The following is a 19666-nucleotide window of genomic DNA, read 5'->3' on the forward strand; positions in this document are numbered from 1 at the left end:
GCCTCAGGCGGGCCCATGTCTGTGCCCGTGTCAGCCCAAGCGCTTTTCCGGGCGAAAGGGCACCACCTCGTGCGGGGAGCAACGTTTGGCAAACCAGGTTTCGAAGTCTTCGGCCGTCATCGGCTTGCCGATAAAGTAGCCCTGGCCCAGGTTGCAGCCCATCTCGAGCAGCATCTGCTGGTGCTGCTCGGTTTCTATCCCCTCGGCCACCACCCTCATGCCGAGCGACTGCCCCAGGCTGATGATGTTCCTGACGATGGCGTAGGCATTGGGATCCTGGTGCATCTTGCCGACGAACATGCGGTCGACCTTGAGTTCACTGAAAGGGATCTGGTAAAGCTGGGTGAAGGACGCGTGGCCGGTGCCAAAATCGTCGAGCGAGAGATCCACCCCCATGATCCGCAGCCGGGTCATGGTTTCCAGCCCCAGCATCAGGTTGCCCACCTCGGCCGTTTCCGTCAGCTCCAGGGTCAGCAGGCTGGGATCGAGTTGGTGCTCGGCCAGCAGCCGGCTGGTGATGTCGCACACATCGGTGCGGGAAAACAGCACCGCCGACATGTTGATCGCCATGGTTACCCTGATGCCCGCCGACTGCCAGCGGGCCAGCTGCGACATCGCCATTTCCATCACCCGCCAGGTGATGGGGGCGATGTGACCGTTCATCTCGGCAAAGCGGATGAACTTGTCCGGCGGGATGATGCCCAGATCCGGATCTTTCCAGCGCAGCAGGGCTTCCACCGAGACCGGGGTGGCGGAAGACAGGTCGATCTTCGGCTGGTACATCAGGAAAAAGTGATCATTCTCGAGTGCCGAATTGAGGGAGTCGTTGCTGACCGGGTTGGAAACCCGATCCAGTTGCGCAACCAGGGTGGTCAGATCCGTCAGCTTGAGCGGCTTGGGCAGAAAGCCGATCATGTTGAGGTCACTGGCCTGCCCCACGGTGATCACGCTGTTGGCGGTGCGGACATCGCAGCTGCTGATGATCAGTACGGGGGCGGTCAGCTTGATGCGGTGCAGGTATTGCAGCACCTCCAGCCCGTCCCGCCGGCCTAAATTGAGGTCCAGGATCACCAGTTCCACCTTTTCGCTCGCCAGGTGCAGGCTGGCCTCGCCCAATGAGGGGAACAGCTCGACCCTGTGCCCCTTTTTCTCCAGCAACATCCGGGTCAGGGTTCTGATTTCAACGTCGTCGTCGATCACTACGATATTCAGTGCCATGGGGAAAACCTGTATGACTTGATAATAAAGAAGAGCCTGGCCGGGGCGGCCGGCGCTCAGCCGTTTCCGGCCCGTTCCGCCGAGCCGTCAAACCACAGCGCCAGCGACTTTTCCGTCTGCAGCAAAAGCTCATCCAGCTCCTCAAGCAGCCGCTCCAGAGAAAACACCTGCCGGTGGCCGAGTTCCTCCTCGTAACGCTGCGCCAGCCGGCTGATCCCGCTCAGTCCCAGGGTACCGGCGGCGCCTTTCAGCGAGTGCAGCTCGCGGGACAACAGAGGGAAGTCCTCCTCCCCGGCAGCCCGGGTCAGCAGTTGCCGGCGTTCCTCCAGCCGCTCGAAGAACATGGCGATAAGCGCATGGGCACTTTCTTCTCCCAGCTCCCCGGACAAACTCTGCAGCATGTCGCCGTCCAGCAAGGGCGCCATGCCCGGTACATTCGGCCTTGCCGGCGTCGGCCGGGACGCGGAAGGCACCGCCTCCTCTTCGAGAACCCTGTCTGATGGCACCGCGGTGAGATGGCGAGCCAGTGTGCGGTTCAATACCTGGGGATTGACCGGCTTGCTCAGATAGTCGTCCATTCCCGCCGCCAGGCAGCGCTCCCGTTCCCCGGCCATGACGTTGGCGGTGATGGCGATGATCGGCAACGGCTGGCCGCCGAGCTGAAGGCGCAACCGGCGCGTGGTTTCCAGACCGTCCATGCCGGGCATCTGCATGTCCATCAGTACCAGGTCAAAATGCCGTTGCCGGCACAGGGCAAGGGCCTGTTCGCCACCATCGGCCACCGTGACCTGGTGCCCCTGCTTGCCGAGAATGGCTTTGGCCACTTCCTGGTTGATCGGGTTGTCCTCCACCAGCAGCACCCTGGCCGGTGGCGCCGCCGGCTCCTCCGTACTCGTCGCCCGCGCCACTACGCCGTCCGGAGCCACCGCCAACGGCAACTCGAACCAGAAATGGCTGCCCAGGCGGGGCTCGCTGAACAAGCCGATCTCCCCGCCCATCGACTCCACCAGCCGCTTGCAGATGGCCAGCCCCAGGCCGGTGCCGCCATGCCGGCGCGAAGAGGATGAATCGGCCTGCATAAAGGGGTGGAACAGCCGTTGCTGCTGGCCGTGCGCAATGCCGCAACCGGTGTCATAGACCGAAAAGCGCAGCAAGCCGGCGGAGGAACTTTCGATCCGCAGGGTAACCCGCCCTGTCTCGGTGAACTTGAACGCATTGGAGAGCAGATTGATCAACACCTGACGGACCCGATCGACATCGAACAGCAAGCTGTCCGGCACTCCGTCCTCAACGTCGTAGATAAAGTCGACCCGCTCCGCATTGTCCCGGGCGTCGAACAGGGCGGCCAGGCCGGCCACCTCGGCACGCAGGGATACCGGATTCGGGTTAATCACCAGTTTGCCCGCTTCCACCTTGGAGTAATCGAGGATGTCGTTGATCAGATGCAGCAGCAATTCGCCGCTGCTCTTGATGGTGGAGCCATAGTGGCGGCTGCGCTCATCCAGCGGTTGTTCGAGCAGCAGGCTCGACAGGCCGATGATGGCGTTCATCGGGGTTCGGATTTCATGGCTCATGGTGGCCAGGAATTCGGACTTTGCCTTGTTGGCCGAGTTGGCCTGTTCAACCGCCACACTCAGTTGGCCGGTCAGCCGCTCCAGCGCATCCCGTTTCTCGCTGCTGAGTCGGTGCTCCTTGAACAGGTTGCGCAACACCATCACGATGGACAGGCTCATAAACAGCAGCAGGGCGAAGATATAGCCATACAGCCGGATGCTGGTCTCGTATTCCCCGCTTTTCAGCTGGTAGACAAAGCTGTTGGCCTTGAGCAGCAGCATCTCGCTGTCTTTCTGTACCTGGCCCAGGTGCTGCTGTATGCGCCCGATCAGGGCGTCGTCTTCCTCGAAGCCCGAATCCTGCCACCGCTGGAAGTCCTGATCGATCGCCTCTATGGCCGCAATGATCCCGGCCGCCAGCGCCTGGCCACCATCGACCCGCTCCATCAACCGCGCCACCTGCCCCTGCCTGAAGAGAGCAATCCGGCTGTAGAGGATGTCGAATTGCAGCACCAGATCGTCGGCGGGCAGGTTTTCCCGATCGGTCAACGCCAGCTTGAACTTGGCAAGTTCCCGATCCAGCTGATAGGCCGCCCAGACGCCGTCCTCGATCAAGCGGGACTTGAACTGGTTCTGGTTCCACACCAGCACGCCGCCGATCACCATGACTGTGACGAAACAGATCAGCGCCGCCAGGGCGGAAACTTTGATTCGCAGGGGCAGGGTGCGCATTTATTCGACGACGATCTCTTTGATCTGCCACACCGAGCGGGACAGGATATTTTCGTTCATCAAGGCCGGGTGCTCATCGAAGGGATAAATGATAAACAGGGGGCCATGCTCCCGCACGCTCAGGGTCTTGCCATCGCGGCTCATCGCCAGTATGACCTCGTAGTCGAGAACATCCCGCACCGGCACCTCGGCCTGATAGTCGTTCAGGGCGATCACCCGCAGGGTGCTGCCTTCTGCCCCCACCGCCTCCAGCAGCGCCCGTACCAGAGGGCCGGAGAAGGTCGACGCGTCGTCGTACCAGGGCGTCTTGGTGAGGGTATCGCGTTGGGCCAGCGCCAGCAGCATGGTCCGATCGAATTCGGCGACACCCGCGGTGGTATTGGTTTCGGTAATGGCGCCGGAGACCCTGAGCAACACCGGCCCCCGGGCCGGCTCCAGGGCCAGGGCGGGAATAGAGGTAACCAGCAGCATCAGGCCGGCGGCAAGGGTTTTCAGCATGGGAATGGCTCCGTTAAGGCAGGATGGAGCCGGGATTATATAAGCAAGTTCGAAAAAAGAATGTCAACAAATGTGTCCTGGCCCTTTGCCGACCCGCGGCTCAGGATAACGGCCAGAGCTGAGGGCCAGCGCGGCTCGGTACAGGGCCCCCAGCCTTGCGTTCAACTCCCGGCGCCGTACCGGTTTGACCATAAAATCGTTCGCCCCTGCTTCCAGGGCGTCCACCAGGCTGTCTTCATCGCATCGGGCACTCAGCATGATAATCGGGATGGGGTTACCCAGCAGGCGCAGGCGGGTCACCAGTTCGATACCGCTGATCCCGGGCAGTATCCAGTCCAGAAGCAGCAGATCCGGCGCCTGTCGGGCATACAACCGCATAAAGGAACCGGCATCCTCAAAGGGAAGGGCCTCGTAGTCATCGGTCAGACAGCGGATGATGTAATCCATTTGATTGGGGTCGTCCTCGACAATGGCGACCCTGATTTTCTTGCTATTCATGCCCTTCCCTGCCACTGAACCGGCAACATGTGCCGGCAGTGTAGAGCAGTGCACCATAAAAGACTGTGAACAAATGTTGCCGGCGCCCGGACGCAGGCAACTCAGCTTTGCTTTTCCAGGCGGTAGCCCAGTTGATAGACGGAGCGCAGCTGAAAGCCGAAATCGCCATTCAGGCCCAGTTTCTTGCGCAGGCGGGAGACATGAGTGTCCAGGGTACGGGTGCCGATGCTCTCGTCCAGCCCCCATACCGACCGCAGCAGCACGTCCCTATGCAGCAATTCCCCGATGCGTTGCAGCAGGAGCACGGCCAGATCGAACTCCCGGTTGGTCAGGCGGACGGCCTCGTCGTTGATAAAGAGGCTGCGGGCCTGCAAATCCACCCGGTAGGCTCCCACCCGGTAATGATCCGAGGTTGCCGGCGGCACCACCCGCCGGGCCAGGGCCTGCACCCGGGCCTTCAGCTCACCAGGGCGCACCGGCTTGCCGATAAAGTCATTGGCCCCTGCCTCGAAGGCCGACACCAGGCTGGTTTCGTCGTTCCTGGCCGTGATCACCATGGCCAGTATCTGGTGACCCTGGCGACGCAACTGCCTCAACAGCTCGATACCGCTGATATCCGGCAGGTTCCAGTCCAGCAGCAGCACATCCGGCACCGACTGGGCCAACGAGCGGATAAAGGCGGAGGCATCCCGGTAACCGCTGCACAGATAGTCCGCGCCCAGGCACAGGCGCAGGTAATCGAGCTGATCGGCATCATCCTCCACGATGGCGATCCTGACTTGTCCCTGAGTCGAGTGAGCTTCTTGCACCTTACCACCACTGTGTTTCGATACCGGCATAGTGCCGCCGGCACTCAGCATATTCAATAAAAACAGACACTAAGGGAATTTTTGTCAGAAGAACAGCAAAAAGCGCCGGCGGCTTCAGGCCGGCTCACTCCTCGTCCATGGCGGCGAAGCCCTCGGCCAGGTGGTCGAGCAGGGCCCGCACCGAGGGCAGCAGGCAGCGGCGGGAAGGGTAGACCGCGTGGATGATCTCCCGCCGCGGCTGCCAGGCCGGCAGCAGCCGGACCAGGGCGCCGGCGGCCAGGGGCTCGCGCACCATCATCACCGGCAGCTGCACCACCCCCACCCCGGCCAGGGCCGCCGCGCGCAGGGCGAGCATGTCGGTGGTCACGAAGCGGGGCCGGTGCAGGATCTGGGCCTGGACCTCGTCCGGGCCGTACAGCTCCCAGCTGTACAGCTCCTGGGGTGCGCCCAGGGCCAGGCTCGGCAAGCGGCCCAGCTCCGCCGGTACCCGCGGCTCGCCCCGCTCCGCCAGCAGCGTCGGGCTGGCCACCAGGCACTGGGCCCGGTCGGCCAGGGTACGCAGCACCAGCTCGGAGTCTTCCAGCGGCGGCGGCCGCACCCGGATGGCCACGTCGATGGCCTCGCCCACCAGATCGACCCGCCGGTTGGTGGCGTCCAGGTGCAGGGTCACCTGGGGGTAGCGCCCCATGAAACCGGCCAGCATCTGGCCCACATGGGCATGAAGCAGGGCGATGGGGCAGCTCAGGCGCACCACCCCCCTCGGCTCCGCCTGGGTCGAGGCCACCAGATCCCGGGCCGCTTCCGCCTCCACCAGCATGGCCTTGCAGTGCCCGTAAAAGCGCTGCCCCACCTCGGTCACCGAGAAGTGGCGGGTGGAGCGCTGCAGCAGCCGCGCCCCCAGCCGCTCTTCCAGCAGGGCGATGCGCCGGCTCAGCTTGGACTTGGGGATCCCCAGGGCCCGCCCCGCCGGAGAGAAGCCGCCGTGATCGACCACGGCGGCGAAGTAATAAAGATCGTTGAGATCCTGCATGGGCCTCTCCCTCCTTTCGCTGCCCTATCGTTCCTTATATAGAACACTGATTCTCAAATCCACCCTCTACCGCTTTTTCGTCCCACGACTAGAATTTCCTACATCATCCATTTGCGGGAGAGCACCATGAAACGAATCGCCGGCATCTACAGCGCGCCGCGCGCCCACTGGGTGGGCGACGGTTTCCCCGTCCGCTCGCTGTTTTCCTACCACAGCCATGGCGCCGAACTGAGCCCCTTCCTGCTGCTGGACTACGCCGGGCCGGCCCACTTTCCCGCGGCCGAGCGGCCCAGGGGGGTGGGCGAACACCCGCACCGGGGCTTCGAGACCGTCACCATCGTCTATCAAGGCGAGGTCGCCCACCGGGACTCCACCGGCAAGGGCGGCGTCATCGGCCCCGGCGACGTGCAGTGGATGACGGCGGGGGCCGGCATACTGCACGAGGAGTTCCACTCCGAGGCCTTCACCCGCAGTGGCGGCGATCTGGAGATGGTGCAGCTGTGGGTCAACCTGCCCGCCAGGGACAAGATGACGCCACCCGGCTATCAGGCCATCGCGAGCGCCGCCATTCCCGATATCGATCTGGACGACGGCGCCGGCCGGCTGCGGCTGATCGCCGGTGACTTCGCCGGCCGCCAGGGGCCCGCCCGGACCTTCAGCCCCATGCAGGTGTGGGATCTGCGCCTGAACCGGGACGGCTACCAGGAATTCAGCCTGCCCGCCGGCTGGACCACGGCCCTGGTGGTGCTGAAGGGCGCCGTGCTGGTCAACGGCCAGAGCCTGGCCCGGGAGGCGCAACTGGTGCTGTTCGAGCCCGACGGCGAGCAGATCAGCCTGGAGGCCAACGACGAGGCGACCCTGCTGCTGCTCAGCGGCGAACCCCTGGGCGACCCCGTGGTCGGCTACGGCCCCTTCGTGATGACCAGCGAGGCCGAGATCCGCCAGGCCATCGACGACTTCAACAGCGGCCGCTTCGGCGCCATGAGCTGAACCCGCCCGGCGGCGGCAAGGGCCGCCGCCGGACCACAGTGCCATCAGGCACACCACCATCGAGGAGCAAAACCATGAGCAAGCCCTACGTTCGTCTGGACAAAAACAACGCCGCCGTGCTGCTGGTCGATCACCAGGCCGGCCTGCTGTCCCTGGTACGTGATATAGAGCCGGACAGGTTCAAGAACAACGTGCTGGCCCTGGCCGACCTGGCCAAGTACTTCGGGCTGCCGACCATACTCACCACCAGCTTCGAGCAGGGTCCGAACGGCCCCCTGGTGCCCGAGCTGAAGGAAGCCTTCCCCGACGCGCCCTATATCGCCCGCCCGGGGCAGATCAACGCCTGGGACAACGAGGACTTCGTGGCCGCGGTCAAGGCCACCGGCAAGAAGCAACTGATCATCGCCGGTGTGGTTACCGAGGTGTGCGTGGCCTTCCCCGCCCTGTCGGCGCTGGAGGAAGGCTTTGAAGTGTTCGTGGTGACCGACGCCTCGGGCACCTTCAACGCGCTGACCCGCGACGCCGCCTGGGATCGGATGACCGCCGCCGGCGCCCAGCTGATGACCTGGTTCGGCGTGGCCTGCGAGCTGCACCGGGACTGGCGCAACGACATCGAGGGGCTGGGCACCCTGTTCTCCAACCACATCCCCGACTACCGCAACCTGATCACCAGCTACAGCACCCTGACCTCGGGCAAGTAAGCCGGTGCCAACTCCCTACATATTGGGATAACGGGGGCCGCCGCCCCCTTCCGGCGCCGTCCAGTGGATGTTGCCGGCCGGATCCTTGATGTCGCAGCTCTTGCAGTGCAGGCAGTTCTGGCCGTTGATCTGCAGCCGCTCGCCGGCGGGCCCGGCGACGATTTCATAGACGCCGGCGGGGCAGTAGCGCTGGGCCGGCTCGGCGTACCGGGGCAGGTTGTCGCGCACCGGCAGGGAGGGATCCGCCAACCGCAGGTGGCAGGGCTGATCCTCCCGGTGACCGACGTTGGCCAGGTGGACGGACGACAGCCTGTCGAAGGACAGCACCCCGTCCGGTCTGGGATAGTCGATTTTGCGGCTGGCGGCGGCCGGCTGCAGCCCCTCGGCGTCGTGCCGGCGGCAGTGCAGGGTAAAGGGCAGCCGACCGCCGAACAGCCTCTGCTCCGCCCAGTTGAAGGCCCCGCCCGCCCAGGGCCCCAGCCGACGCAGCGCCGGACCGGCGTTGCGGCCCCGGTACAGCTCGTCGAACAGCCAGGAGTCCCGGTAGCGGCGCTCGAAATCGACCAGCTCCCGGCCACCCTCGTCACCTTCCGCCAGCGCCCGCCCCACCGTTTCCGCCGCCAGCAGGCCCGACTTCATCGCCGTGTGGCTGCCCTTGATGCGGGCCACGTCCAGGGTGCCCGCGTCGCAGCCGATCAGCAGGGCCCCCGGCATCGTCATCTGCACCAGTGCATTGAAGCCGCCCTTGGCGATGGCCCGGGCGCCGTAGGCCACCCGCCGGCCGCCCTCCAGCTGCGCCGCCAGCAGCGGGTGGGTCTTGAGCCGCTGGAATTCCTCGAAGGGACTCATCCAGGGATTGCGGTAGTCGAGGTCGACGATCAGGCCCACCACCGCCTGCCCGCCCTCGCCGTGGTAGAGGAAAAAGCCGCCGCCGGCCTCGCCGCCGAGCGGCCAGCCCGCGCCGTGGATCACCCGGCCGGGCCGGTATTTGGCCGGGTCCAGATCCCACAGCTCCTTCAGCCCCAGGCCGTAGTGCTGGGGATCCCGGCCCCGGTCCAGGCCGAAGCGGGCAATCAGCTGCTTGCCCAGATGGCCCCGGCAGCCCTCGGCGAACAGGGTATAGCGGGCGCGCAGCTCCATGCCCGGCATAAAGCCGGGCCCGGGCTCGCCGTCCCGGCCCCGGCCCATGTCGCCGGTGACGATGCCGGCCACGGCGCCGTCCTCCCGGTAGAGCACCTCGGCAGCGGCAAAGCCGGGATAGACTTCCACCCCCAGCGCCCGGGCCTGCTCCGCCAGCCAGCGGCAGAGGTTGCCCAGGCTGACGATATAGTGCCCGCTGTTGTGCATGGACTCCGGCACCAGGGCGGCGGGCAGCCGCCGCGCCCGGTGCGCGTCGCGCAGCAGGTAGAGCTCGTCTTCCGCCACCCGGGTGTGCAGCGGCGCCCCCCGCTCGCGCCAGTCCGGGAACAGCTCGTCCAGCGCCCGGCTGTCGAATACCGCCCCCGACAGGATATGGGCGCCCACCTCGGCCCCCTTCTCCACCACGCAGACGCTGATGGCGCGGCCCTCGGCCCTGGCGTCCAGCGCCAGCCGGCAGGCCGCCGCCAGCCCCGCCGGCCCGGCCCCCACCACGACCACATCGAATTCCATAAACTCCCGTTGCATACCGCTCTCCCTGACCCGCCCCCTACAGCAGCCGCTCCAGCTCGGGCAGGATCTCGAACAGATCGCCCACCAGGCCGTAGTCCGCCACCTGGAAGATAGGCGCCTCCTCGTCCTTGTTGATGGCGACGATCACGCCCGAGTCCTTCATGCCCGCCAGGTGCTGGATGGCACCGGAAATGCCCACGGCGATATACAGCCGGGGCGCCACTATCTTGCCGGTCTGGCCCACCTGCAGATCGTTGGCCACCATGCCCGCGTCCACCGCCGCGCGGGAGGCGCCGACCGCGGCCCCCAGCTTGTCGGCCAGGCGATACAGCAGCTCGAAATGGTCGCGGCTCTGCAGGCCGCGCCCGCCCGCCACCACCACCCGGGCCGCGCCCAGCTCCGGCCGTTCGGACCGGCTCAGCGCCTCGCCGATCACCCGCGACAGGCCGCTGTCGGCGGGGCTGTCGATGGCCGTGATGGGGGCCTTGCCTCCCTCTGCCGCCACCGGCTCGAAGGCCGAGGCGCGCACCGTGATCACCTTGACGGCGGCATTAGAGCGCACGGTGGCGATGGCGTTGCCCGCATAGATGGGTCTCTGATAGGTGTCGGCGTCGAGCACGGCGGTGATGTCGGACACGGGATCCACCCCCAGCAGCGCCGCCACCCGCGGCATCAGGTTCTTGCCGTTGGCGCTGGCCGGCGCCAGCAGGTGGGAATAGTCCCCGGCCAGCCCGGCGACGAGCGGCGCCAGGTTTTCGGGCAGCGGATGCCGGTGCCAGGGGGCGTCCGCCAGCAGCACCCGGGTCACCCCCGGGATCCCGGCGGCGGCCGCGGCCGCCTCCCGGCAGTCGGCCCCGGCCACCAGCACCTGGAGGTCGTCGCCCAGTTGGCGGGCGGCCGCCAGGGTGTTGAGGGTCGCCTCGCCCAGCCGGCGGTGGTTGTGTTCGGCAATAACCAGAATAGCCATCAGATCACCTTTGCTTCGTGTTTGAGTTTGTCGACCAGCTCGGCCACGCTGCCCACCCGGACTCCGGCCCGGCGCGGCGCCGGCGGCTCCACCCTGAGGGTGGTCAGGCCGGACGCCGGCTCGACGCCGAGCCCGGCGGCGGCGAGCACCTCCAGGGGCTTGCTCCTGGCCTTCATGATGTTGGGCAGGGAGGCGTAGCGCGGCTGGTTGAGCCGCAGGTCGGTGGTGATCACCGCCGGCAGGGCCAGCTCCAGGGTCTGCAGGCCGCCGTCCACCTCCCGGGTCACCCGCACCTTGCCGTCGGCGAAGGCCAGGGCCGAGGCGAAGGTGCCCTGGGGCAGGCCGGCCAGGGCGGCGAGCATCTGGCCGGTCTGGTTGTTGTCGGAGTCGATGGCCTGCTTGCCCAGCAGCACCAGATCGGGCCGCTCCCGGTCGACCACCGCCTTGAGCAGCCGGGCCAGGGCGAGGGCGCCGGGCTCGGCGTCGGTTTCCACCAGCAGGGCCCGATCGGCGCCCAGCGCCAGGGCCGCGCGCAGCTGCTCCTGGGCCTGGGCCGGGCCCACCGACACCACCACCACTTCCCGGGCCAGGCCCTGCTCCTTGAGCCGCACCGCCTCTTCCACCGCGATCTCGCAGAAGGGGTTCATGCCCATCTTGACGTTGGCCAGCTCCACGCCCCTGTGATCGGGCCTGACCCGGACCCTGACGTTGTAATCGACGACCCGTTTAACGGTTACCAGTACTTTCATCGCAATACCTCGGTTTCAATCCCAAAAACAGCGGCCGGCCTGCCCGGCCCGCGCCATGCCTCAAATCACCGCCTCCGCCCGCAGGCGGCGGATTTCGGCCTCGTCCAGGCCGAGCCGCTCCGCCAGTACCCGGCCGGTGTCGGCCCCGAGCCGGGGCGGCGCTCGCCGGCAGGCCAGCGGGGTGCCGGACAGGCGGATGGGGTTGCCCAGCAGCCGCAGGCCCGGGGCGAGGGGGTGGTCCAGCTCCAGCACCATGCCCCGGTGGCGGAGCTGGGGATCGGCGAACACCTGGTCGACGGTGTTGATGGGGCCGCAGGGCACGCCCGCCGCCTCCAGCCGGTGCAGCCAGTCGGCCGTGGTCCGGCCGCGCAACACTGGCGCCAGCCGGGCGATCAGTTCCTCCCGGTGCGCCACCCGGCCCCGGTTGCCGGCGTAGCGTTCGTCGCTCGCCAGACCGGGGCAGGCCGCCGCCTCGCAGAAGGCGCGGAACTGGCCGTCGTTGCCCACCGCCAGCAGCAGGTGGCCGTCGGCGGTGGCGAACACCTGATAGGGCACTATGCTCGGGTGGGCGTTGCCCATGCGCGCCGGCACCCGGCCCCCGACCAGGTAGTTGTTGGCCTGGTAGGACAGCAGGGAGGTGGCCACGTCGAGCAGCGCCAGGTCGATGTACTGGCCCTCGCCACTGTGCTCCCGGTGGGCCAGGGCCGCCAGTATGGCCAGGGCGGCGTAGAGGCCGGTGCACAGATCGGTGATCGCCACCCCCGTCTTCATGGGCTCGCCGTCCGCCTCGCCGGTGATGCTCATCAGGCCGCTCATGCCCTGCACCAGCAGATCGTAGCCGGGCCGGTCGGCGTAGGGGCCGTCCTGGCCGAAGCCGGTGATGGAGCAGTAAACGAGCCGGGGGTTGAGCGCCTTCAGGGCCGGGTAGTCCAGGCCGTAGCGGGCCAGGCCGCCGCGCTTGAAGTTTTCGATGACCACGTCGGAGCCGGCCGCCAGCCGGCGCACCAGCGCCTGGCCCTCGGGCCGGGTGAGATCGATGGTGACCGACGCCTTGCCCCGGTTGGCGCTCAGGTAATAGGCGCTCTCCGGGGTGGCGGCGCCGTCTTCGTCGGCGAGAAAGGGCGGGCCCCAGCGGCGGGTGTCGTCCCCCTCTCCCGGCCGTTCCACCTTGGTCACCTCGGCGCCCAGGTCGGCCAGCAGCTGGCCGGCCAGGGGCCCCGCCAGCACCCGGCTCAAGTCCAGTACCTTCAGTCCGTGCAATGCGCTCATCACGCCTCCTTGCCGCCGGCGCTAGAACGCCGCCAGTCCGGTCTGTGCCCGGCCCAGGATCAGGCCGTGAATGTCGTGGGTGCCCTCGTAGGTGTTCACCGTTTCCAGGTTGATCATGTGGCGGATCACCTGGAACTCCTCCGAGATGCCGTTGCCCCCGTGCATGTCCCGGGCCACCCGGGCGATGTCCAGCGCCTTGCCGCAGTTGTTGCGCTTGATTAAGGACACCACCTCGGGCGACCAGCTGTTTTCGTCCATCATGCGCCCCACCCGCAGGGCGGCCTGCAGCCCCAGGGCGATCTCGGTCTGCATGTTGGCAAGCTTCAACTGCACCAGCTGGGTCGCGGCCAGGGGGCGGCCGAACTGCTTGCGGTCCAGGGTGTAGCGGCGCGCCGCCTGCCAGCAGAACTCGGCGGCGCCCATCACCCCCCAAGCGATGCCGTAGCGGGCCTTGTTCAGGCAGCTGAAGGGCCCGCCCAGGCCGCTGGCCCCGGGCAGCAGGTTGGCGTCCGGCACAAAGGCGTCGTCGAGCACCAGCTCGCCGGTGATCGAGGCCCGCAGCGACAACTTGCCCTTGATCGTGGGCGCGCTGAAGCCCTGGGTGCCGCGCTCCACGATAAAGCCCTTGATTTTGCCCTCGTGGGCGTCGGAGCGGGCCCAGACGATCGCCAGATCGGCGATGGGGCTGTTGGTGATCCACATCTTCTGGCCGCTCAGCAGGTAGCCGCCGTCCACCTGGCGGGCCCGGGTCAGCATGGATCCCGGATCCGAGCCCGCGTCCGGCTCGGTCAGCCCGAAGCAGCCGATGAGTTCGCCGCTCGCCAGCCGGGGCAGGAAGCGCTGCTTCTGCTCCTCGCTGCCGAAGGTGAAGATGGGGTGCATCACCAGGGAGGACTGCACGCTCATGGCGGAGCGGTAGCCGGAGTCGATCCGCTCCACTTCCCGGGCCACCAGGCCGTAGGCCACGTGGCTGGCGCCGGCGCAGCCGTATTCCACCGGCAGGGTGGCGCCGAGCAGGCCCATCTCGCCCATTTCCCGCAGGATCTCGGGGTCGAAACTCTCCTCGGCGTAGCCGGCGATCACCCGGGGCGCCAGCCGCTCCTCGCAGTACTGCCGGGCCGCGTCGCGGATCATCCGCTCCTCGTCGGTCAGTTGTTCATCCAGTAAAAAGGGGTCTTCCCATGTCATGGGTCGCATTGCCGTTCTCCTTGTCTGTCCCTGTTCTGCCCAGCTTGTCGCATTTATCGCCAGACTAAAAAGATATAATTGGTATACGAGAGTTAACAATTTGATCTGGCTCGCCATGGATTTGAGGCAACTGCGTTATTTCGTGACCATAGTGGAATCGGGCTCCTTCTCCCGGGCGGCGGAATTGCTGTACGTGGCCCAGCCGGCCCTGAGCCGGCATGTGCGGGAGCTGGAGGAAGAGTTCGGCTGCGCCCTGCTGGTCCGCTCGGCCCGGGGCATCTGCCCCACCGACAGCGGCCGGCACCTGGTGCGGCGCGCCAAGGCGCTGCTGGCCGAGGCCGCCGGGCTGCGCGACGAGGTGCGCGGCATCGAGGCCAGCCCCTCCGGGCCCGTGGTGGTCGGCATTCCCACCTCGCTCGGGCCCCTGCTCAGCGTGCCGCTGGCGCTGCAGGTGCGCCAGCGGTTGCCCGAGGTACAGCTGCGGCTGACCGAAGGGCTCTCGGGCCACATGCAGGAATGGCTGCAGGACGACAAGCTGGATCTCGGCCTGCTGTTCGACTGCGAGGGGCACCCGGGCCTGGCCGCCGAGGAGGTCGCCCGGGAGCGGCTGCGGCTGATCTTCCCGCCCGGCGACGACCGCTTCGCCGGGCGCGACCGCCTGACCCTGGCCGAGCTGCTGGCGCTGCCGCTGATCCTGCCGGGCCGCCCCCACCGCCTGCGGGAAGAGCTGGAAAGCGCGGCCCTGCTGCTGCACCACCCGCTGCGGGTGGTGCTGGAAATGGACGCCCTGGACCAGATCAAGGCCCTGGTCGAAGCCGGTGCCGGCTACTCGGTGCTATCCCGGCGGGTGGCCGACGCGCCCCGGCCCCTGCCCTCGCTGCCGATCACCGAGCCGGAAATAGAACGCCGCATCTACCTGGCCCATGCCCGCCACAAGCCCCTGAGCGTGGCGGCCCGGGCGGTGCGGACGCTGCTGCTGGCGCTGATTGGCGAGATCCGGGACAACGGCGACTGGTATTAGCCGCGGCGACACGGCCATAATCGGTCATGGGCCCGATAAGGCGCTAACCTTATCGGAGCGGTGACAAGGCACCCTGTCCAACCCTTTTCCGGAGGTTCCATGAGCAATATCCAATGGTCGGCGAGCTTCGGCTCTTCCCGCGACTGCCCGCTGGTGGAGGGCGAGCGCCAGATACAGCGCATCGCGCCGCGCCTCGCCGACGTGGGCGGCATCCCCGTGGCCCGCGCCGTCCCGTCCAAACAGCGGCGGCTGATCGGCGCCTGGTGTTTTCTCGATCACGCCGGCCCCGCCGACTTCGCCCCGGGCGAGCCCGGCATGCGGGTGGGGCCCCATCCGCACATCGGCCTGCAGACCTTTACCTGGATGCTGGAAGGCGAGGTGCTGCACCGGGACAGCCTGGGCCACCAGCAGGTGATCCGCCCCGGCCAGGTCAACCTGATGACCGCCGGCCACGGCATCGCCCACACCGAGGAGTCGGTGCCCGGCCAGGGCCGGCTGCACGCCGCCCAGCTGTGGATTGCCCTGCCCGAGGCCGACAAGGACACCCCGCCCCGTTTCGATCACTACCCCAGGCTGCCCGCCTGGTCCCAGGACGGCGTCGACTTCACCCTGCTGGTGGGCGACTACCTGAGCCACAAGGCCCCCACCCTCAGCTTTTCGCCCCTGCTGGGCATGGATCTGCACAGCCCCCGGGGGGCGGAGCTGAGCCTCCCCCTGCGCCCGGAGTTCGAATACGGCCTGTTCGTGCTGGAAGGCCAGCTGGCGCTTGGCGCAGAAAACTTTGCGGAGAACGAGCTGGCCTACCTGGGCCTGCACCGGGAACAGGTCACCCTGACCCTGGCCCCCGGCGCCCGGGTGCTGCTGGTGGGCGGCGAGCCGCTGGACGAGGACATCTACATCTGGTGGAACTTCGTCGGCCACAGCAGGGACGACATCGCCCAAGCCCTGGCCGACTGGAACGCCGGCGCTGAACGCTTCGGCAAGGTCGAGGGGTACAAGGGCGAGCCATTGCAGGCGCCCGAATTACCCTGATGAAGGAGCACGGCATGACGGAACAACCCCATACCATGACGGCCGGCGTGTCGGTCCTGATCCGCCACCGGGTGCGCCCGCAGGCGCTGGGCGACTACGAGCACTGGCTGAGAAAGACCATAGACGTGGCCGCCGGCTTTTCCGGCCACCAGGGCGTCAATATCTTCAAGCCGACCTGCGGCCATACCCAGTACGATATCGCGGTGCGCTTCGCCAGCCAGGCGGAGGCCGAGGCCTGGGTGCAGTCCCGGGAGCGCCAGGCCCTGATCGAGGAAGCGGAGCACTATCTGGAGCTGCCGGACCAGGTGGAGATCTCCTCCGGCATCGACAACTGGTTCCAGCCCCTCAACCCGCCGCCCAAACAGCCGACCCGCTGGAAGCAATGGCTGGTCACCAGCCTGGTGATCTGGGTGCTGACCATGGTGGTGCCGCCGGTGCTGTCGCCCCTGTTCGAGCAGGTGCCGCCCCTGGGCCTGTGGGGCATCCGCCACGCCATCAGCGCCGGCGTCATCGTCGCCCTGGTGATTTACCTGGTCATGCCCCGGCTGGTACCGCGCATCGCCCACTGGCTGTACCGCTGATCCCGGCGGGCCGTTCAGCCGGCCCGCCGTTTCGGCTCCTGGTGGCAGCAGGCCCGGTTGCGGCCATGGCGCTTGGCCTGGTAAAGCGCCCGGTCCACCAGCTCGACCAGGGTGTCCATCGCCACCTCCTGTCCGGGCGCCAGGGTGACGGCGCCCACGCTCAGGGTCTGGCGGTCGGAGATGGGGGAAAAGGCGTGGGGAATCGCCAGGGTGTGGCAGCGGACCAGGATCTCCTGGCCCAGCTTGTCCTCTTCCCCCGGGATCAGGTTGGCGAACAACAGCATGAACTCGTCGCCGCCGTAGCGCCCGACCACCCCCTGGTATTCCCCGGCCAACTCCGCCAGCATGCCGGCAACCGCCCGCAACATGCGGTCACCGGCCGGATGGCCGTAGTTGTCGTTGTATTCCTTGAAATAATCCACGTCCACCAGCAGCAGGGTCACGCCGTGATGGTGCGCCCGCGCCAGCCGCCACTGCCGCTCCAGCAGCCGCCAGATCCCGCGCCGGTTCCAGATGCCGGTGAGGGTATCCCTGTAGGCCTGGAGGGCTTCGCCCCGGGCCTGTTTCTCGGCCCTGATGCTGCTTTTCAACTGGAACAGCTGGAACAGCAGCACGCCACCGCTCAGCAGCAGGGGCAGCAGCAGCACCGACTCGTACAGCAGCAGGGCCCGGCGGTAGCTGCCGTAGTCGTAGTCCACCCCCAGCATGCCCAGGAAATCGCCGTCACTCAGGTACAGGGGGGCATAGGCGGTGAGGTACTTGCCCCAGCGATCCTCGCTGACGAGCCAGCCGGGCTGGCGCCCGGCAAACAGCACCCGGTTCCGCTCGCCGAGCAGGCCGTACCGCTCTTTCTCCGAGAAGGGGCGCTCCTGCCGCGCCGCCTCTTCCTCGGTCACGGCGTCGAGCAGATAGAGGATATCGAGCGGGGTGCCGGCGGCGGCATTGAACACCTTTTCCTCGCCCGGCTCCACCCGGAACGGCACCGCCGGCCCCAGATCCACTTCCACATAGATGTAACGGATATCGGCCAGCGCCATCAGCTCGCGGGCATCCCGCTCGAATTCCCGGTTCAGCGGATGCTGCCGCAAGGCAGCATAATCCAGGGGCAGCAGCTCCGCCACCTGCTCCCGGCCGAGCGCCAGCTGGCGTGCCGTGCCCGCCGCCAGCGCCATCATGCTCTCCCCCAGGCTGCGTTCGAACTCGTGCCGCACCAGCGGCCGGCCCCACACCAGGATCAGGAACACGCACAGCAGCCACAGCCAGAACGGCCACCAGGCTCTTTTCATCGGCTCCGTCTTGATCACCCTGAACAACATCCCCAGTTCCGCATCCTGCCTCCCTCCCTTCATGGCCCCCGGCCCTATTGCCGTCCGGCACCATGACAAGGCGGGGGATGATAATACGAACCCCAAAGCAGAACCTTGTCCCACCTCAGATAAATCACGTCACAGCTCCGTTTTCCGGGGTTACGGCCATTGCCCTGCGCCACCGAAACGAGGATGATGAGGCAACCCACTGATTGTTGAGGAAAAGAATGGATTCACCCTCAATCACCCCCGGCCAACGAAGGCAATGCCGCCAAAAGAGATTTTTTCGGATCTCTATCTGGGCACTGTTGTGTACCCTGTCGCTCCCGGCGCCGGCAAACGAACACCCGGCCGAGCTGAGCGCCTCCGAACGGGCCTACCTCAACGCCCACCCCAGCGTTTCCCTGTGCGTGGATCCGGACTGGTGGCCGTTCGAGGCCATCGACAAGCACGGCCGGCATGTGGGCATCGCCGCCGACCTGATCGCCATGGTCGCGGCCAACACCGGCCTGCAGGTCCGGCTGCACCCCACCCAGACCTGGGAGGAAAGCCTGATCGCCTCCCGGGCCGGCGACTGCCTGGCGCTGAGCTTCCTCAACCAGACCCCCGAGCGGGAACAGTGGCTGATCTTCACCGAGCCGCTGCTGGAAGATCCGAACGTGCTGATCACCCGGGAGGAGCATCCCTTTATCTCGGACGTGTCCAGCCTCACCGGCAAGACCATCGCCCTGCCCTACGGCACCGCCATGGCCGAGTTTTTCGCCCGCGACTTCCCCCATATCGAGATCATCTACACCGACTCGGAGCGGGAGGCCCTGCGCCTGGTGTCGGAGCGCAAGGCGGACATGACCCTGCGCTCGCTGATCATGGCGGCCCATACCATCAAGAACGAAGGCTGGTTCAACCTCAAGGTGTCGGGCCAGATCCCGGGCTACGACAACCGGCTGCGCATGGGGGTGCTCAAGTCGGAACAGACCCTGCGCGATATCCTCGACAAGGGCATCGCCACCCTGACCCCCGAGGCGCGCCAGCAGATCATGGGGCGGCACACCGCCATGAACATGGTGTCGCAGGTGGTGACCGACTACACCCTGGTCTATGCCCTGGGCGGTACCCTCACCGCCGTGCTCGCCACCAGCCTGTTCTGGATGCGCCGGCTGAACCGCCTCAACCGGCAACTGAAGGTGCTGGCGCAAACGGATCCGCTCACCGGGCTGCCCAACCGCCATGCCCTCAACAACATCTTCCACAAGGAACTGCAACTGGCCCAGCGCTACCGGCGGCCACTGGCGGTGATCATGCTCGACCTGGACCATTTCAAGCACATCAACGATCTCCAGGGTCACCTGACCGGCGACAAGGTGCTGGTCGACTTCGCCAGGCTGCTGCGGAACAACCTGCGGGAAGCGGACATACTGTGCCGCTGGGGCGGCGAGGAATTCATGCTCGTCTGCCCGGAAACCGACGCCGGCCAGGCCCTGGAACTGGCCGAACGGCTGCTGGCGGCGACCCGCCGCCATGCCTTTCCCGCCACCGGCAGGGTAACGGTGAGCGCCGGCATCGGCACCGCCGGCCCGATGGATTGCATCGAAACCCTGGTGCAGCGGGCGGATGCCGCCCTCTACCAGGCCAAGGCCGAAGGACGGGACCGGGCCTGCCTGGCCACGACGGAAGACACCGGCGCCGGTCCGCAGGGCCATAATGCCCCTACAAAAAGTGCATAAAAATGCCCTGACATTGCTTAGGCAACCATCAATTAGTCGAACCAGTCGACAGAATTCGCGCAACCCCCTTAAGTCTTGTGCGCGAACGTCATACAATGCCTGCCGGAAATTCAATCCAGCGGCGTTGGCCGGCGACCGGCGCCCACCAC

18 protein-coding genes are annotated in these 19666 nt (G+C 66.9%); 6 read left to right on the plus strand and 12 right to left on the minus strand.

Translation table 11 applies throughout. The features are described from left to right. Window positions 1-30: 30 nt before the first annotated feature. The 6 genes from AN401_RS17230 to AN401_RS17255 form a co-directional block, all read right to left on the minus strand. Window positions 31-1218, minus strand: coding sequence for an EAL domain-containing response regulator (locus tag AN401_RS17230; RefSeq protein WP_096780016.1), 1188 nt, complete (start codon window positions 1216-1218; stop codon window positions 31-33). Between the two features lie 56 nt (window positions 1219-1274). Continuing rightward, window positions 1275-3503, minus strand: a complete 2229-nt coding sequence (locus tag AN401_RS17235; RefSeq protein ID WP_096780017.1) for a response regulator — start codon at window positions 3501-3503, stop codon at window positions 1275-1277. Then, on the minus strand, window positions 3504-4001 hold the full coding sequence (locus AN401_RS17240) for a hypothetical protein (protein WP_096780018.1): 498 nt from the start codon (window positions 3999-4001) through the stop codon (window positions 3504-3506). A 63-nt stretch (window positions 4002-4064) separates the two neighbouring features. Next, on the minus strand, window positions 4065-4499 hold the full coding sequence (locus AN401_RS17245) for a response regulator transcription factor (RefSeq protein WP_157772302.1): 435 nt from the start codon (window positions 4497-4499) through the stop codon (window positions 4065-4067). A 101-nt stretch (window positions 4500-4600) separates the two neighbouring features. Beyond that, complete coding sequence (locus AN401_RS17250) at window positions 4601-5263, minus strand: response regulator transcription factor (protein ID WP_198401762.1); 663 nt, start codon at window positions 5261-5263, stop codon at window positions 4601-4603. Between the two features lie 169 nt (window positions 5264-5432). After that, window positions 5433-6338 carry a LysR family transcriptional regulator gene (locus tag AN401_RS17255; protein WP_096780021.1) on the minus strand — a complete coding sequence of 302 codons (906 nt, stop codon included), beginning with the start codon at window positions 6336-6338 and terminating at the stop codon, window positions 5433-5435. Window positions 6339-6464: 126 nt separating this feature from the next. Here AN401_RS17255 and AN401_RS17260 point away from each other — a divergent pair, with 126 nt between their 5' ends. Both AN401_RS17260 and ycaC read left to right on the plus strand, forming a co-directional pair. Continuing rightward, window positions 6465-7328: a pirin family protein gene (locus AN401_RS17260; RefSeq protein WP_094038438.1), complete on the plus strand. Its 864-nt coding sequence runs from the start codon at window positions 6465-6467 to the stop codon at window positions 7326-7328. A 74-nt stretch (window positions 7329-7402) separates the two neighbouring features. Beyond that, on the plus strand, window positions 7403-8029 hold the full coding sequence (ycaC, locus tag AN401_RS17265) for an isochorismate family cysteine hydrolase YcaC (protein ID WP_094038439.1): 627 nt from the start codon (window positions 7403-7405) through the stop codon (window positions 8027-8029). A 15-nt stretch (window positions 8030-8044) separates the two neighbouring features. Here ycaC and AN401_RS17270 read toward each other — a convergent pair whose 3' ends face one another. The 5 genes from AN401_RS17270 to AN401_RS17290 are packed head-to-tail and all read right to left on the minus strand — an operon-like array spanning window position 8045 to window position 13861. Further along, complete coding sequence (locus AN401_RS17270; RefSeq protein WP_096780022.1) at window positions 8045-9694, minus strand: electron transfer flavoprotein-ubiquinone oxidoreductase; 1650 nt, start codon at window positions 9692-9694, stop codon at window positions 8045-8047. Between the two features lie 22 nt (window positions 9695-9716). After that, entirely contained in the window at window positions 9717-10646 is a 930-nt protein-coding gene (locus AN401_RS17275) for an electron transfer flavoprotein subunit alpha/FixB family protein (RefSeq protein WP_096780023.1), read from the minus strand. Next, complete coding sequence (locus AN401_RS17280) at window positions 10646-11395, minus strand: electron transfer flavoprotein subunit beta/FixA family protein (protein ID WP_096780024.1); 750 nt, start codon at window positions 11393-11395, stop codon at window positions 10646-10648. Before AN401_RS17280 ends, AN401_RS17275 begins: the two co-directional genes overlap by 1 nt. 60 nt (window positions 11396-11455) lie before the next feature. Next, window positions 11456-12664, minus strand: coding sequence for a CaiB/BaiF CoA transferase family protein (locus AN401_RS17285; RefSeq protein WP_198401763.1), 1209 nt, complete (start codon window positions 12662-12664; stop codon window positions 11456-11458). Between the two features lie 21 nt (window positions 12665-12685). Continuing rightward, on the minus strand, window positions 12686-13861 hold the full coding sequence (locus AN401_RS17290) for an acyl-CoA dehydrogenase (protein WP_096780026.1): 1176 nt from the start codon (window positions 13859-13861) through the stop codon (window positions 12686-12688). A 106-nt stretch (window positions 13862-13967) separates the two neighbouring features. Between AN401_RS17290 and AN401_RS17295 the strand changes: the two genes are divergently transcribed. The 3 genes from AN401_RS17295 to AN401_RS17305 all read left to right on the plus strand — a co-directional run bounded on the left by AN401_RS17295 (window position 13968) and on the right by AN401_RS17305 (window position 16486). Then, window positions 13968-14873, plus strand: coding sequence for a LysR family transcriptional regulator (locus AN401_RS17295; protein WP_096780401.1), 906 nt, complete (start codon window positions 13968-13970; stop codon window positions 14871-14873). A 99-nt stretch (window positions 14874-14972) separates the two neighbouring features. After that, window positions 14973-15905 carry a pirin family protein gene (locus AN401_RS17300; protein WP_096780027.1) on the plus strand — a complete coding sequence of 311 codons (933 nt, stop codon included), beginning with the start codon at window positions 14973-14975 and terminating at the stop codon, window positions 15903-15905. A gap of 14 nt (window positions 15906-15919) precedes the next feature. Beyond that, window positions 15920-16486, plus strand: coding sequence for an antibiotic biosynthesis monooxygenase (locus AN401_RS17305; RefSeq protein WP_094041108.1), 567 nt, complete (start codon window positions 15920-15922; stop codon window positions 16484-16486). A 14-nt stretch (window positions 16487-16500) separates the two neighbouring features. Here the strand turns inward: AN401_RS17305 and AN401_RS17310 are convergent, their stop codons facing one another. Beyond that, on the minus strand, window positions 16501-17772 hold the full coding sequence (locus AN401_RS17310; RefSeq protein WP_157772307.1) for a GGDEF domain-containing protein: 1272 nt from the start codon (window positions 17770-17772) through the stop codon (window positions 16501-16503). A gap of 329 nt (window positions 17773-18101) precedes the next feature. On the opposite strand from AN401_RS17310, the gene AN401_RS17315 reads away from it, so the two are divergent. Next, on the plus strand, window positions 18102-19517 hold the full coding sequence (locus tag AN401_RS17315) for a diguanylate cyclase (protein ID WP_198401764.1): 1416 nt from the start codon (window positions 18102-18104) through the stop codon (window positions 19515-19517). The last annotated feature ends 149 nt before the right edge of the window (window positions 19518-19666 follow it).

Source organism: Zobellella denitrificans, from assembly GCF_002407485.1.
Lineage (GTDB): Bacteria > Pseudomonadota > Gammaproteobacteria > Enterobacterales > Aeromonadaceae > Oceanimonas > Oceanimonas denitrificans.

Bases quoted from the DNA above. Each gene is read 5' to 3' on its own strand.
- AN401_RS17270 (WP_096780022.1), bottom strand. From the start codon at position 9,694: ATGCAACGGGAGTTTATGGAATTCGATGTGGTCGTGGTGGGGGCCGGG.
- AN401_RS17245 (WP_157772302.1), bottom strand. From the start codon at position 4,499: ATGAATAGCAAGAAAATCAGGGTCGCCATTGTCGAGGACGACCCCAAT.
- AN401_RS17310 (WP_157772307.1), bottom strand. From the start codon at position 17,772: ATGAAAAGAGCCTGGTGGCCGTTCTGGCTGTGGCTGCTGTGCGTGTTC.
- AN401_RS17285 (WP_198401763.1), bottom strand. From the start codon at position 12,664: ATGAGCGCATTGCACGGACTGAAGGTACTGGACTTGAGCCGGGTGCTG.
- AN401_RS17280 (WP_096780024.1), bottom strand. From the start codon at position 11,395: ATGAAAGTACTGGTAACCGTTAAACGGGTCGTCGATTACAACGTCAGG.
- AN401_RS17230 (WP_096780016.1), bottom strand. From the start codon at position 1,218: ATGGCACTGAATATCGTAGTGATCGACGACGACGTTGAAATCAGAACC.
- AN401_RS17255 (WP_096780021.1), bottom strand. From the start codon at position 6,338: ATGCAGGATCTCAACGATCTTTATTACTTCGCCGCCGTGGTCGATCAC.
- AN401_RS17235 (WP_096780017.1), bottom strand. From the start codon at position 3,503: ATGCGCACCCTGCCCCTGCGAATCAAAGTTTCCGCCCTGGCGGCGCTG.
- AN401_RS17240 (WP_096780018.1), bottom strand. From the start codon at position 4,001: ATGCTGAAAACCCTTGCCGCCGGCCTGATGCTGCTGGTTACCTCTATT.
- AN401_RS17305 (WP_094041108.1), top strand. From the start codon at position 15,920: ATGACGGAACAACCCCATACCATGACGGCCGGCGTGTCGGTCCTGATC.
- ycaC (WP_094038439.1), top strand. From the start codon at position 7,403: ATGAGCAAGCCCTACGTTCGTCTGGACAAAAACAACGCCGCCGTGCTG.
- AN401_RS17260 (WP_094038438.1), top strand. From the start codon at position 6,465: ATGAAACGAATCGCCGGCATCTACAGCGCGCCGCGCGCCCACTGGGTG.
- AN401_RS17275 (WP_096780023.1), bottom strand. From the start codon at position 10,646: ATGGCTATTCTGGTTATTGCCGAACACAACCACCGCCGGCTGGGCGAG.
- AN401_RS17290 (WP_096780026.1), bottom strand. From the start codon at position 13,861: ATGCGACCCATGACATGGGAAGACCCCTTTTTACTGGATGAACAACTG.
- AN401_RS17295 (WP_096780401.1), top strand. From the start codon at position 13,968: ATGGATTTGAGGCAACTGCGTTATTTCGTGACCATAGTGGAATCGGGC.
- AN401_RS17300 (WP_096780027.1), top strand. From the start codon at position 14,973: ATGAGCAATATCCAATGGTCGGCGAGCTTCGGCTCTTCCCGCGACTGC.